9 protein-coding genes are annotated in these 13944 nt (G+C 71.2%); all 9 read left to right on the top strand.

The annotated features are described in order from the left end of the window. The first annotated feature begins 86 nt into the window (after window positions 1-86). The 9 genes from scpA to ACY0MJ_RS05950 all read left to right on the top strand — a co-directional run bounded on the left by scpA (window position 87) and on the right by ACY0MJ_RS05950 (window position 13918). On the top strand, window positions 87-2243 hold the full coding sequence (gene scpA / locus ACY0MJ_RS05990) for a methylmalonyl-CoA mutase (protein ID WP_462637417.1): 2157 nt from the start codon (window positions 87-89) through the stop codon (window positions 2241-2243). Between the two features lie 21 nt (window positions 2244-2264). Further along, complete coding sequence (gene meaB / locus ACY0MJ_RS05985) at window positions 2265-3299, top strand: methylmalonyl Co-A mutase-associated GTPase MeaB (RefSeq protein ID WP_462637416.1); 1035 nt, start codon at window positions 2265-2267, stop codon at window positions 3297-3299. Next, window positions 3292-4824, top strand: coding sequence for an acyl-CoA carboxylase subunit beta (locus ACY0MJ_RS05980; protein ID WP_462637415.1), 1533 nt, complete (start codon window positions 3292-3294; stop codon window positions 4822-4824). The genes meaB and ACY0MJ_RS05980 overlap by 8 nt, the downstream gene beginning before the upstream one ends. A gap of 147 nt (window positions 4825-4971) precedes the next feature. Beyond that, the gene (locus ACY0MJ_RS05975; RefSeq protein WP_462637414.1) at window positions 4972-7020 is read left to right on the top strand and encodes an acetyl-CoA carboxylase biotin carboxylase subunit; all 2049 of its coding nucleotides are present in this window, start codon (window positions 4972-4974) and stop codon (window positions 7018-7020) included. Beyond that, window positions 7017-7499, top strand: a complete 483-nt coding sequence (locus ACY0MJ_RS05970) for a VOC family protein (RefSeq protein ID WP_462637413.1) — start codon at window positions 7017-7019, stop codon at window positions 7497-7499. Before ACY0MJ_RS05975 ends, ACY0MJ_RS05970 begins: the two co-directional genes overlap by 4 nt. Window positions 7500-7646: 147 nt before the next feature. After that, window positions 7647-9032, top strand: coding sequence for an HlyD family efflux transporter periplasmic adaptor subunit (locus ACY0MJ_RS05965; RefSeq protein WP_462637412.1), 1386 nt, complete (start codon window positions 7647-7649; stop codon window positions 9030-9032). After that, window positions 9029-11179, top strand: coding sequence for a PqqD family peptide modification chaperone (locus ACY0MJ_RS05960; RefSeq protein WP_462637411.1), 2151 nt, complete (start codon window positions 9029-9031; stop codon window positions 11177-11179). The genes ACY0MJ_RS05965 and ACY0MJ_RS05960 overlap by 4 nt, the downstream gene beginning before the upstream one ends. After that, window positions 11176-13113 carry a preprotein translocase subunit SecA gene (locus ACY0MJ_RS05955; RefSeq protein WP_462637410.1) on the top strand — a complete coding sequence of 646 codons (1938 nt, stop codon included), beginning with the start codon at window positions 11176-11178 and terminating at the stop codon, window positions 13111-13113. The genes ACY0MJ_RS05960 and ACY0MJ_RS05955 overlap by 4 nt, the downstream gene beginning before the upstream one ends. After that, on the top strand, window positions 13106-13918 hold the full coding sequence (locus ACY0MJ_RS05950; RefSeq protein ID WP_462637409.1) for an efflux RND transporter periplasmic adaptor subunit: 813 nt from the start codon (window positions 13106-13108) through the stop codon (window positions 13916-13918). Before ACY0MJ_RS05955 ends, ACY0MJ_RS05950 begins: the two co-directional genes overlap by 8 nt. Window positions 13919-13944: the final 26 nt, after the last annotated feature.

The following is a 13944-nucleotide window of genomic DNA, read 5'->3' as shown; positions in this document are numbered from 1 at the left end:
TCATGCATTCTTTATCAATAATTATGAATCATGTAAGATCGGCGTCCGCCGCCGGCAAGCCGCCCGCGGCACGACAGGAAGACGCCATGAGCACGACGCCCAAGCCCGCACCGAACGCCTCGCTCGAGGACTGGAAGAAAGCCGCCGCCAGGTCCGCCCCCGGCGGCAACCTGCAAGCGCTGGAGTGGGTCACGCCCGACGGCATCACGGTCAAGCCCCTGTACACGGCCGCCGACCTGCAGGGCCTGCAACACGCCGACACGCTGCCCGGCTTCGCGCCCTTCCTGCGCGGGCCGCAGGCGACCATGTATGCGTCGCGCCCCTGGACGATCCGCCAGTACGCCGGCTTCTCCACCGCGGAGGAATCCAACGCCTTCTACCGCAAGGGCCTGGCCGGCGGCGGCCAGGGCGTCAGCGTCGCCTTCGACCTGGCCACGCACCGCGGCTACGACAGCGACCATCCGCGCGTGGTGGGCGATGTCGGCAAGGCGGGGGTGGCGATCGACTCCGTCGAGGACATGAAGATCCTGTTCGACGGCATCCCGCTCGACAAGGTGTCGGTGTCCATGACCATGAACGGCGCCGTGCTGCCGGTGCTGGCCGGCTACGTGGTGGCGGCCGAGGAACAGGGCGTGAAGCAGGAGCAGCTGTCGGGGACCATCCAGAACGACATCCTCAAGGAGTTCATGGTCCGCAACACCTACATCTATCCGCCGGAGCCCTCGATGCGGATCGTGGGCGACATCATCGAGTACACGGCGAAGCACATGCCGAAGTTCAACTCGATCTCGATCTCCGGCTACCACATGCAGGAGGCGGGCGCGAACCAGGCGCTGGAGCTGGCCTTCACGCTGGCCGACGGCAAGGAGTACGTGAAGACGGCGCTGGCCAAGGGGCTGGACGTCGACGCGTTCGCGGGGCGCCTGTCCTTCTTCTGGGCGATCGGGATGAACTTCTATCTCGAGATCGCCAAGATGCGGGCGGCGCGGCTGCTGTGGTCGCGCATCATGCAGGGCTTCGGCGCGAAGAACCCCAAGAGCCTGATGCTGCGCACGCACTGCCAGACCTCGGGCTGGTCGCTCACCGAGCAGGACCCGTACAACAACATCGTGCGCACGACGATCGAGGCGATGGCCGCGGTGTTCGGCGGCACGCAGTCGCTGCACACCAACAGCTTCGACGAGGCCATCGCGCTGCCCACGGAGTTCAGCTCGCGCATCGCGCGCAACACGCAGCTGATCCTGCAGGAAGAGACGCACATCACGAACGTGATCGACCCCTGGGCCGGCAGCTACATGATGGAGAAGCTGACGCAGGACATGGCCGATGCCGCCTGGAAGATCATCGAGGAGGTCGAGGCGCTGGGCGGCATGACGCGCGCCGTCGATTCGGGCTGGGCCAAGCTGAAGATCGAGGCGGCCGCGGCGGAGAAGCAGGCGCGCATCGACTCGGGGCGCGACGTGATCGTCGGCGTCAACAAGTACCGGCTGGAGAAGGAAGAGCCGGTCGAGATCCTGGAAGTGGACAATGTGCGCGTGCGCGAGCAGCAGATCGCGCGCCTGCAGAAGATCCGCGCGTCGCGCGACGGCGCCAGGGTGCAGGCGGCACTGGAGGCGCTGACCACCGCCGCGCGCACGGGGCAGGGCAACCTGCTGGACCTGAGCATCCAGGCGATCCGCCTGCGGGCCACCGTGGGCGAGGTCAGCGATGCGCTGGAGAAGGTGTTCGGGCGCCACCGCGCCGATACGCAGAAGGTGACCGGTGTGTACGCAGCTGCCTACGACTCGGCCGAGGGCTGGGAAAGACTGAAGGGCGAGATCGCGCAGTTCGCGCAGGAGCAGGGCCGCCGCCCGCGCGTGATGATCGCCAAGCTGGGCCAGGACGGCCACGACCGCGGCGCCAAGGTGGTGGCCACCGCCTATGCCGACCTGGGCTTCGACGTCGACATCGGCCCGCTGTTCCAGACGCCGGAAGAGTGCGCCCGCCAGGCGATCGAGAACGACGTGCACGCCGTGGGCATCAGCACGCTCGCCGCCGGTCACAAGACGCTCGTCCCCGCCATCATCTCCGAGCTGGAAAAGCAGGGCGCCGGCGACATCATCGTCTTCGTCGGCGGCGTCATCCCGCAGCAGGACTACGAGTTCCTCTACAACGCGGGCGTCAAGGGCATCTACGGCCCCGGCACGCCGATCCCCGCCAGCGCGAAGGACGTGCTGGAGCAGATCCGCAAGGCGATCAGCTAATTGGGGTCAGATTCCAATTTCATGGCTCCCAGAAGCGCGACCGCGGCGAAGAATTGGAATCTGACCCCAATTCTCGATGCTGACCGGCGCGCGGTCGCCAAGGCGATCACGCTGCTGGAGTCCACGCGGGCGGACCACCGCGCGCAGGCGGATGCGCTGCTGACGGAACTACTGCCGCACACGGGCAAGTCGTTCCGGCTCGGCATCAGCGGCGTGCCGGGCGTGGGCAAGAGCACGTTCATCGAGACGCTGGGGCTCGCGCTGATCGCGCAGGGGCATCGCGTCGCGGTGCTGGCGATCGATCCTTCGTCCAGCGTGTCGGGGGGATCCATCCTCGGCGACAAGACGCGCATGGAACAGCTGTCCGTGCGGCCCGAGGCCTACATCCGGCCGAGTCCCTCCAGCGGCACGCTGGGCGGGGTGGCGGCGAAGACGCGCGAGGCGATGCTGGTGTGCGAGGCCGCGGGCTACGACGTCGTGATCGTCGAGACGGTCGGCGTGGGCCAGAGCGAGACGGCGGTCGCGGGCATGACCGACATGTTCGTGCTGCTGCAGCTGCCCAACGCCGGCGACGACCTGCAGGCGATCAAGAAGGGCGTGATGGAGATCGCCGACCTCATCGTGATCAACAAGGCCGACCTCGACCCCGATGCGGCCACGCGCGCCCGCGCGCAGATCACCAGCGCGCTGCGCATCCTGGGCCAGCACGGCAACCCCGGCCACGCGCAGCACGACGCGGCGCTGTGGCATCCCCAGGTGCTGCAGCTGAGCGCGCTCCAGGGCGAGGGCGTCGACCGCTTCTGGGAAGCCGTGACGCGCTTCCGGCAACTCCAGGAGGCCAGCGGCCGCCTGCAGTCGCGCCGGCGCCAGCAGTCGCTCGCCTGGATGTGGGAGCGCATCGAGAGCGGCCTCAAGCAGGACTTCCGGCAGCACCCCGCCGTGCAGGCGCTGCTGCCGCGGATGACGACGGACGTGGAGCAGGGGCGCATCGCGGCATCGACCGCCGCGCGCCAGCTGCTGCACGCGATGAAGACGAACGGAGAACGAGATGCATGACATCCTGGAACAGCTCGAGAAGAAGCGCGAGGCGGCCCGCCAGGGCGGCGGCGCGCGGCGCATCGAGGCACAGCACAAGAAGGGCAAGCTGACGGCGCGCGAGCGGCTGGAGCTGCTGCTGGACGAGGGCACCTTCGAGGAATGGGACATGTTCGTGGAGCACCGCTGCACGGACTTCGGCATGGCCGACAACAAGGTCCCCGGCGACGGCGTCGTCACCGGCTACGGCATGATCAACGGCCGCCTGGTGTTCGTCTTCAGCCAGGACTTCACCGTCTTCGGCGGCGCGCTGTCGGAAGCGCACGCCGAGAAGATCTGCAAGGTGATGGACCAGGCGATGAAGGTCGGCGCGCCGGTGATCGGCCTGAACGACTCGGGCGGCGCCCGCATCCAGGAAGGCGTCGCTTCCCTCGGCGGCTACGCCGACGTGTTCCAGCGCAACGTGATGGCCTCGGGCGTCGTGCCGCAGATCAGCATGATCATGGGCCCGTGCGCGGGCGGCGCCGTGTACTCGCCGGCCATGACCGACTTCATCTTCATGGTCAAGGACAGCTCCTACATGTTCGTGACCGGCCCCGAGGTGGTGAAGACGGTGACGCACGAGGAAGTGAGCGCCGAGGAACTCGGCGGCGCGACCACGCACACCACGAAGAGCGGCGTCGCCGACCTGGCGTTCGAGAACGACGTCGAGGCGCTGATCATGCTGCGGCGTCTCTACAACTACCTGCCGCTGAACAACCGCGAGAAGCCGCCGCTGCGCCCGAGCAACGACCCGGCCGACCGCCTGGACTACTCGCTCGACACGCTGGTGCCCGACCACCCGAACAAGCCCTACGACATGAAGGAGCTGATCGTGAAGGTGGTGGACGACGGCGACTTCTTCGAGCTGCAGTCCGAGAACGCCAGGAACATCGTGATCGGCTTCGCCCGCATGGAAGGCCAGACGGTGGGCATCGTCGCCAACAACCCGATGGTGCTGGCCGGCTGCCTGGACATCCGAAGCTCGATCAAGGCGGCGCGCTTCGTGCGCTTCTGCGACGCCTTCAACATCCCGGTCGTGACCTTCGTGGACGTACCCGGCTTCCTGCCCGGCACGGCGCAGGAGTACGGCGGGATCATCAAGCACGGCGCCAAGCTGCTGTTCGCCTATGCCGAGTGCACCGTGCCCAAGATCACGGTGATCACGCGCAAGGCCTACGGCGGCGCCTACGACGTGATGAGCTCCAAGCACCTGCGCGGCGACGTCAACTTCGCCTGGCCCAATGCCGAGATCGCGGTGATGGGCGCCAAGGGGGCGGTGGAGATCATCTTCCGCGAGGACAAGAACGACCCGGCCAAGCTGGCCGCCCGCGAGGCCGAATACAAGGCCCGCTTCGCCAACCCCTTCGTCGCCGGCGCCCGCGGCTTCATCGACGACGTGATCCTCCCGCACGAAACCCGCAAGCGCATCTGCCGCTCGCTCGTGATGCTGCGCGACAAGAAGCTGGAGAACCCGTGGCGCAAGCACGGGAACATTCCGCTCTGAACAGCCGATACGGACAGCCGGACGCAAAGGTCGCAAAGGTACGCAAAGGTCGCAAAAGAATTCAATGAATATTCCTTGCGGTCTTTTTGCGACTTTTGCGAAACCTTTGCGACCTTTGCGTCCTTGCCCCCGCATTAAGGACCCCGCATGTTCACCAAGATCCTGATCGCCAACCGCGGCGAAATCGCCTGCCGCGTGATCGCCACCGCGAAGAAGATGGGCATCCGGACGGTCGCCGTCTATTCCGATGCCGACCGCGACGCCCGCCACGTGGCGCTCGCCGACGAGGCCGTGCACATCGGCGCGCCGCCCTCCCGCGAGAGCTATCTCGCCGCCGACAAGATCATCGCCGCCTGCAAGCAGACCGGCGCGCAGGCCATCCACCCCGGCTACGGCTTCCTGTCGGAGAACGAGGACTTCGCGCGCCGCGTGGAGGAAGAGGGCATCGTCTTCATCGGGCCCAAGCACCACTCGATCGCGGCGATGGGCGACAAGATCGCCTCCAAGAAGCTGGCGAAGGAAGCGCGCGTCAACACCATCCCCGGCTACAACGACGCGATCGAGACCGCCGAGCAGGCCGTGCAGATCGCCAGGGACATCGGCTACCCGGTGATGATCAAGGCCAGCGCCGGGGGCGGCGGCAAGGGCCTGCGCGTCGCGTACGACGACAAGGAAGCCTTCGAGGGCTTCACCTCCTGCCGCAACGAGGCGCGCAACAGCTTCGGCGACGACCGCGTGTTCATCGAGAAGTTCGTCGAGGAGCCGCGCCACATCGAGATCCAGGTGCTGGGCGACGCGCACGGCAACGTGATCTACCTGAACGAGCGCGAATGCTCGATCCAGCGCCGCCACCAGAAGGTGATCGAGGAGGCGCCGTCGCCCTTCATCAGCGACGCGACGCGCAAGGCGATGGGCGAGCAGGCGGTGGCGCTGGCGAAGGCCGTGGACTACCAGAGCGCCGGCACCGTGGAGTTCGTGGTCGGCAAGGACCAGTCCTTCTACTTCCTGGAGATGAACACCCGCCTGCAGGTGGAGCACCCGGTCACCGAGTGCATCACCGGCCTGGACCTGGTGGAACTGATGATCCGCATCGCCGCCGGCGAGAAGCTGCCGCTGGCGCAGGCCGACGTGAAGCGCGAGGGCTGGGCGATCGAGTGCCGCATCAACGCGGAGGATCCGTTCCGCAACTTCCTGCCTTCGACGGGGCGGCTGGTGCGCTTCCAGCCGCCGAAGACGGGCATGTGGGCCTCGGACGTGGAGCATCGCTACGGCGTGCGCGTGGACACCGGCGTGGCCGAAGGCGGCGAGATCCCGATGTACTACGACTCGATGATCGCCAAGCTGATCGTGCACGGCACGGACCGGGCCGACGCGATCGCGAAGATGCGCGAAGCCCTCAACGGCTTCGTGATCCGCGGCATCGCCAGCAACATCCCCTTCCAGGCGGCGCTGCTGGCGCACCCGGACTTCGTCGCCGGCAACTTCAACACGGGCTTCATCGCCGAGCACTATGCCGGTGGCTTCCGCGCCGAGGAGGTGCCGCATGCCGATCCCGACTTCCTGGTGGCGCTCGCCGCCTGGGTGAACCGCCGTGCGCTGGAACGCTCGGCCGGCATCAGCGGGCAACTGCGCGGCCACGAGTTCAAGGTGGACGAGGATTTCGTCGTGGTGAAGCTCGACCCGCAGGGCAAGCACGTGCAGCAGGCCGCGAAGGTGCGCGACTTCGAGGCGCAGTCCGGCTCCAGCGTGGTCGAGACCGGGGGCAAGCAGTACACCATCTGCAGCCGCTGGCACCTGGGTGCGGCGCGCATCCGCGGCACGGTGGACGGAAAGGCCTTCACGGCGCAGGTCGTGCGCGGGCTGCCGGGCAAGCCGCTGGCCCTGCGCATCGAGCACGACGGCAGCCGCCTGGACGCCCTGGTGCTGACGCCGCGCACGGCCGAACTGCACGCGCTGATGCCCTTCAAGGCGCCGCCGGACATGAGCCGCTTCCTGCTCTCGCCCATGCCGGGCCTGCTGGTCGACGTGGCGGTGCAGCCGGGGCAGAAGGTGCAGGCGGGCGAGCGCCTCGCCGTGATCGAGGCGATGAAGATGGAGAATGTGCTCTTCGCCGCCACCGACGGCATCGTCGGCAAGGTGCTGGCCGCCAAGGGCGAGTCCCTCGCCGTGGACCAGCCGATCGTGGAGTTCGAATGACGAGACCCTTCAAGGTGCTGGGCATCCAGCAGATCGCCATCGGCGGTCCCGACAAGCTGAGGCTGCAGAAGCTCTGGGTGGAGCTGTTCGGCCTGGAGGTCACGGGCACCTTCAAGAGCGAGCGCGAGAACGTCGACGAGGACATATGCGCGCTGGGCACGGGCCCGCTGCGCGTCGAGGTGGACCTGATGCAGCCGCTGGACCCGGAGCAGAAGCCCGCCGTGCACCAGACGCCCCTGAACCACGTGGGCCTGTGGATCGACGACCTGCCCAAGGCGGTCGACTGGCTCACGGCGAAGGGCGTGCGCTTCGCCCCTGGGGGCATCCGCCGCGGCGGCGCCGGCTTCGACATCTGCTTCGTCCATCCCAAGGGCAACGAGCAGTTCCCGGTCGGCGGCGAGGGCGTCCTGATCGAGCTGGTCCAGGCGCCGCCCGAGGTGGTGCGCGCCTTCGCGGCCCTCGCAGCCACGCCCTCCTGAGGCCCGGCGCGTCGTTGCGCCGACGCCGCGTGTAACGGAAGGATTTGCCGCTGGGACGCCGGGAATGCCCGGCCGGCGGCCGGACCGTTCGTTTCATCTTGTAACGAGCGCGCGGACTCCACAGAATCCGGGACCACCCCGCATTCCATGGACAAGGCCCCGCCCCAATTGCTCGTCGCCGCCGCCCGCGGCCTGGCGCCGCAGGACGCGGTGCTGCGCTGCCAGGGGGCGCTGCTGGCGCGCGGGCCGCTCGCCGAGGCGGCGACGGCGCTGGCCGCCGAACTCGCCGAGATCCTGCGCTGCCAGCGCGTCACGGTGGGCCTGCTGCACGGGGAGGACCTGCGCATCGCCGGCAGCTCGCAGCCCGGCGACATCGACCCGCGCCACGCGGCCGCCGCGGCGATCACCGCGGCGATGCACGAAGCCCTGGACCAGCAGCGCACGGTGGCCTGGCCGCCCTTCGCGGGCCACCCGGCCGTCACGCTGGCGCAGCGCCAGCTGGCGGGCGCCGGCCAGGCCTGCAGCATCCCCATCGTCGTGGACGCGCGCACCATCGGCGCCCTGACGCTGGAGCGCGGGCCGGAGCTGCCGCTGGCCGCGGAGGACATCGCGCTCGCCGAGGACGTCGCCAGCTTCGCCGCGCCCGTCCTGCGGATGAAGCAGGCGGCCGAAACGCCCTGGCATGCACGCTGGGCGGCAGCGCTGCGCGCGCGCCTGGACACGCCGCCGCGCAAGCGCCTCGCCTGGGGCGGCGGCATCGCGCTGCTGCTGGTCGCGCTGGCCTTGCCGCTGCCCTGGCGCGTGAGCGCCCCGGCGCGGCTGGAGGGCTCCGTGCAGCGCGCAGTCGTGGCGGCCGCCGACGGCTTCCTGCAGCAGGCCAGCGTGCGGCCCGGCGACCGCGTGAAGGCCGGCCAGCTGCTGGCCCAGCTCTCCTCGCACGACCTGGAGCTGGAGCGCCAGCGGCGCGAAAGCGAGCTGCGCCAGCACGAGAACGCCTACCGCGCCGCGCAGGCGCGCAACGACCGCACGCAGATGGTGGTGAGCCAGGCGCGCGCCGCCGAAGCGCAGGCGCTGCTGACGCTGGCCGAGACGCAGCTGCAGCGCAGCCAGCTCACCGCGCCCTTCGACGGCGTCGTGATCAAGGGCGACCTCGCGCAGAACCTGGGCGCGCCGGTGCACAAGGGGGAGGTGCTGATGCTGCTCTCGCCGAGCGACAGCTTCCGCCTGATCGTGGAGGTGGACGAGGCGGACATCGCCGCCGTGCGGCCGGGGCAGGCCGGCCAGCTCGCGCTGGCGGCGCGGCCCGAGCAGGCGCTGCGCTTCACCACGCGGCGCATCGTGCCGCTGGCCACCGCCGCCGACGGCCGCAACTATTTCGAGGTCGAGGGCGCGCTCGAGCAGCGCCTGCCCGAGCTGCGTCCCGGCCTGAGCGGCATCGCCAAGATCGAGGTGGGGCGACGTTCGCTCGCGTGGCTGCTGTTCCACCGGACGGCGGCCTGGCTGCGGCTGGCGCTCTGGACCGTGCTGCCGTGACGCAGCCGCTGGTCAGCGATTCCTGGTACCGGGTCGCGCCCCTCAAGCCCAGCCTCGTGGGCGGCCTGAAGATCGTGCGGCAGCGCGTGCGCGACCAGCTCTGGCACGTGCTCGTGGAGCCGGGCTCGGGACGGCAGCTGCGGCTCAACCCGGCCGCCTATGCCTTCGTCGGGCGCTGCGACGGCCGCGCCAGCGTGGAGGCGGTGTGGCAGCAGCTGCTGCAGGAGCAGGGCGATGCCGCCCCGGGGCAGGACGACGTCCTGCGCCTGCTGGCCCAGCTCTTTCGCGCCGGCATGCTGCAGTTCGACGCCGCGCCGCACCTGTCGCTGCTGTTCGCGCGCCGGGGCGAGGACGAGGAGCGGCGCCGCCGCGCCTTCATCAACCCCCTGATGCTGCGCGTGCGCCTGTTCGATCCCACGCGCCTGCTGGACCGGCTGGCCCCGGCGGTCGCGCGGCTGCCGGGCTGGCCGCTGTTCCTGCTGTGGGCGGCGGCGTTCCTGCTGGCCCTGCTCGCCGCGGCGGTCGGCTTCCCCCAGCTGAAGGCCGACGCCTTGCGCGTGCTGGCCACGCCTTCCAGCTATGCGATCGCGTGGTTCGCGTATCCCGTCGTCAAGTCGCTGCACGAGCTGGGGCACGCGCTCGCGGTGCGGCGCTTCGGCGGGGCGGTGCACGAAGTGGGCGTGTCGCTGCTGCTGCTGACGCCCGCGCCCTACGTGGATGCGAGCGCGGCGAGCGCCTTCCCGGAGGCCCGCCAGCGCGCGCTGGTGAGCGCCGCCGGCATCCTGGTGGAACTGGCGCTGGCGTCGCTCGCCGTCTTCGCGTGGACGCTGCTCGCGCCGGGGCTGCTGCGCGATGCCGCCACGGTGGTCGTCCTGATCTGCTCGGTGTCGACGATCCTGTTCAACGCCAATCCGCTCGTGCGCCTGGACGGCTACCACCTGCTGTGCGACCTGCTGCAGTTGCCGAACCTGGCCCTGCGCAGCCAGGCCTGGTGGGCGTCGGCCTGGCGCCGCCTGATCGGCGCCGAGCCGGGGCTGCCCGCGGGCGCGCTCGCGGCCGGCGAGAGCAAGTGGCTGGTGGCGTACGCGCCGGCCTCGTGGGCCTGGCGCGTCGTGCTGCTGTTCGCGCTGGTGCTCTGGATCGGGCAGCACTCCTGGTTCCTCGGCTGGGCCGCCGGCGTCGCGCTGCTCGCGTGGCTGCTGGCGGGGACCGCGGGCCGCCTGATGCGTTCCGCCGCGGCCGCGCCGGACCCCGGCGCGCGGCGCCGCGCCATCGCGATCGCGGGCGGCGCCTGCCTCGCCTTGCTGCTGGCGCTGTTCGTCGTGCCGGCGCCGTCGAGCGTCATCGCGCAGGGCGTGGTCTGGCCGCCGGAACGCGCGCAGCTGCGCCCCGAGGCGGGCGGGTTCGTGCAGGCGCTGGTGGTGCGCGACGGCGCGGGCGTGCAGCGCGACCAGGTGGTGCTGAAGCTCGCCGATGCCGACCTCGTGGCGCAGCGCGACAAGGCCGCGAGCGAGCGCACCGGCCTGTACGCGCAGCAGTACCAGGCCCTGCTGCAGGATCCCGCGCGTGCCGGCGACCTGAACCAGCAGCTGGCCCGCAACGAGGCGGAACTGCGCTTCGCGGAACAGCAGCTGGCCGGGCTCGAGGTGCGCGCGCCCAGCACCGGCCACGCGGTCTGGCCGCGCCAGGACGACCTGCTCGGCGCGTACGCGCAGCGCGGCGCCATGCTGGGCTACGTGCTGGGGCCCGACCCGGCGCAGGTGCGCCTCGTCCTGCGCGACGAGGACCTGCTGCGGGTGCGCGCACGCGTGCGCGCCGTCGAAGTGCGGCTGGCCGAAGCGCCGTGGACGCCGCACGCCGCGCAGCTGCGCCAGGAAACACCGGCGGCCACGCGCCAGCTGCCCAGCGCGGCGCTCGGCGACCGCCTCGGCGGACCGGTGCCGGTGGACCCGGCCGATGCGGACGGCCTGCGCACGCAACTCCCCGTGTTCCTGCTGGACGTCGTCATCCCCGGCCTCCCCGCGGGCCACGTGGGCGGCCGCGCCTGGGTGAAGCTGGTGCTGCCGGCGGAACCCCTCGGCTGGCAGCTGCTGCGCACGGCGAGGCAACTGCTGCTGCGCCAGTTCAGCCCCACCGGACAGGCATGAGCGCAGACCTCGCGCTCGCCGCCTGGCCCTTTCCGGGCGTGGTCTGGGGCGAGTACCCCGAACAAGCCGCGGCGCCCGGCACGCCGCGCCGGCAGAAACGGCTGGGGCTGGTGCGCCTGGAGCGCTTCGCGCAGGACGTGCTCGCGCGCGGCACGGCCGGGGCCGACGCGTTGCCGCAGCGTCTGCACGCGCTGCCCGCCCTGGCCCGCGACCCGGACGCCTGGGTGCTGGAGGCCACGGTGCTGGCCGCGAGCGCGCTGTCGCACACCGCCGGCTACGTTCCGCACGCGCAGCAGCTGATGGCCACCCGCGTGCTGCTGGACGACCGGCTCGCCGAAATGGCCACGGGGGAGGGCAAGACCGCCGCCATCGCCATGGCCGCCGCCGTCGCCGCCCTGGGCGGCGCGCCGGTGCACGTGGTGACCGCCAACGACTACCTCGCGCAACGCGACGCCGACGCGCAGCGGCCGTTCTTCGCGCGCCTGGGCTTGCGGGTGGACTGCGTGACGCAACCCATGCAGGCGGCGCAACGCCGCCTGGCCTACGGCGCCGACGTCACCTACTGCACGGCCAAGGAACTGGCCTTCGACTACCTGCGCGACGGCGTGCAGCGCGCGGCCGACCTGTCGCCGCTGGAGCGGCGCGCGCGCCGGCTCGGGGGCGCGGACGGCGCGCAGCCGCCGGTGCTGCGCGGCCTGTGCATGGCGATCCTGGACGAAGCGGACACGGTGCTGGTCGACGAGGCGCGGGTGCCGCTGGTGCTCGCGCAGGCGGAGGGCTCGCCGGCGGAGGCGGGCTTCTACCGCGGCGCGCTGGAGGTGGCGGCGCGGCTCGCGCCCGGCGCCGACTACCTGCCGCAGGGCAACGGCCGGCGTTTCGAGCTCACGGCGCAGGGACGCCGGCGCCTCGCGGCCTGGCCCGTGGCCGACCATCCGCTGCTGGGACACCGCGCCCATCGCGAAGCCGCGGTGGAGATGGCGCTGGTGGCGCTGCACGTCCTGCGCCGCGACCACGACTACGTGGTGCGCGACGGCGAGGTCCTGCTGGTGGACGAGACGACGGGCCGCGCGGCGCAGGGGCGGGCCTGGTCCGCGGGCCTGCACCAGCTGGTGGAGTGGAAGGAAGGCCTGCAGGCGTCGCGCCGCAACGGCACCCTGACGCAGATCACGTTCCAGCGCTTCTTCCCGCGCTACCTGCGCCTCGCCGGCGCCAGCGGAACGCTGCGGGAGGCGCGCCGCGAGCTGCGGCAGGTCTATGGCCTGGAGCTGGTGCTGATCCCGCGGCGGCTGCCCTGGCGCGTGCAGGCCTGGCGCCCGTCCCTGGCGCCCGACAGCGCCGCGCTGTGGCAGCAGGTCGCCGACGAAGCGCAGGCGCTGGCCGCGCAGGGCCGGGCGGTGCTGGTCGGCACGGAAACCGTGGCGCAGTCGGAGGCGCTCTCCGCGGTGCTGGCGGGCCGCGGCCTGGCGCACCGCGTGTTGAACGCGCGACAGGACCGCGAGGAGAGCGAGCTGATCGCGGCGGCTGGCCAGGCCGGCCGGATCACCGTGGCGACCAGCATGGCGGGCCGCGGCACCGACATCCTTTGCGAGCCGCAGGTGCTGGAGCGCGGCGGGCTGCACGTGATCCTCTGCCAGGTGAACGCATCGGCGCGCATCGACCGCCAATTCCTCGGGCGCGCGGGCCGCCAGGGCCAGCCGGGAAGCGTCCGGCGGATGGTGGCTGCCGATTTCCCGCTGCTGCGCCGCTGGTGGCCGGCCGCCTGGCTGGCTTGGCTGGCCCGCCGGCCGGCCGCGGGAGGGCTGGCAAAGATCACGGTCGACGTCGCCCAGCGACGCGAATCCTTTACTCATCGTTACGAGCGTGTGAAACTCAGCCGTGCCACCGAATCCGCGGAGCGCGAGCTGACGTTCAGCAGGCAGGTGCAACATGAATAGAACGAGTCGTTGGGCGACCCTCCTGGTGTCGCTGGCCCCGGCCGCCGCGCTGGCGCAGGCGCTCGGCTGCCTGATCGAACCCTTCCAGGTGTCCGACGTGGGCAGCCCGATCATCGGCGTGATCGACAGCATGGCCGTGGAACGCGGCGAGCGCGTGCGCGCCGGCCAGGTGCTCGCCACCCTGCGCTCCGACGTCGAGCGCCAGTCGCTCGCGGTGGCCCAGAGCAAGGCGCAGGCCGTGGGCGAACTGCGCGCCGCCGAAGCCAATGCCGAACTGGCGCGCCAGAAGCTGGCGCGGGCGAAGAACCTGGCCGACCAGCAGTTCATCTCCGGCCAGGCGCTGGAGCAGGCGCGCGCCGAGGCGCTCGTGGCCGAGAACCGGCTCGCGCAGGCGCGCGAGCAGCGCGACGTGTACGCGCGCGAGCACGAGCTCGCGCAGGCGCAGCTGGGCCTGCGCACGATCCGCAGCCCCATCGCCGGCGTGGTGGTGGAACGCTACCTCGCGGCCGGCGAGCGGGTGGAGGAAAAGCCGATCTACCGCATCGCCATGGTCAACCCGCTGCGCGTGGAGGTGGTGCTGCCGGCGGCTGCGTACGCGAGCGTGCGCGCCGGCATGAACGCCGCCGTGACGCCGGAGTTTCCCGGCGCCGGCACGCGCCAGGCGAAGGTGACCGTGGTGGACGGCGTCATCGACGGGGCCAGCAACACGTTCCGTGTGCGGCTCGAGCTGCCCAATCCGGATTTCGCGCTGCCGGCCGGATTGCGCTGCCGGACCGACCTGGGCGGCGTCGCGCCGCGGCCCTAGGAACCGGGGCGACGCCGTGCGCTGGC

Source organism: Ramlibacter sp. bp-362 (genome assembly GCF_054956735.1).
Note: the sequence above shows the minus strand (reverse complement) of the source record. Positions and strands in the feature narration are given on the sequence as shown.

Excerpts from the sequence above, each read along its gene's own strand:
- ACY0MJ_RS05980 (WP_462637415.1), top strand. The coding sequence starts at position 3,292 with ATGCATGACATCCTGGAACAGCTCGAGAAGAAGCGCGAGGCGGCCCGC.
- ACY0MJ_RS05950 (WP_462637409.1), top strand. The coding sequence starts at position 13,106 with ATGAATAGAACGAGTCGTTGGGCGACCCTCCTGGTGTCGCTGGCCCCG.
- ACY0MJ_RS05970 (WP_462637413.1), top strand. The coding sequence starts at position 7,017 with ATGACGAGACCCTTCAAGGTGCTGGGCATCCAGCAGATCGCCATCGGC.
- ACY0MJ_RS05975 (WP_462637414.1), top strand. The coding sequence starts at position 4,972 with ATGTTCACCAAGATCCTGATCGCCAACCGCGGCGAAATCGCCTGCCGC.
- ACY0MJ_RS05965 (WP_462637412.1), top strand. The coding sequence starts at position 7,647 with ATGGACAAGGCCCCGCCCCAATTGCTCGTCGCCGCCGCCCGCGGCCTG.
- meaB (WP_462637416.1), top strand. The coding sequence starts at position 2,265 with ATGGCTCCCAGAAGCGCGACCGCGGCGAAGAATTGGAATCTGACCCCA.
- ACY0MJ_RS05955 (WP_462637410.1), top strand. The coding sequence starts at position 11,176 with ATGAGCGCAGACCTCGCGCTCGCCGCCTGGCCCTTTCCGGGCGTGGTC.
- scpA (WP_462637417.1), top strand. The coding sequence starts at position 87 with ATGAGCACGACGCCCAAGCCCGCACCGAACGCCTCGCTCGAGGACTGG.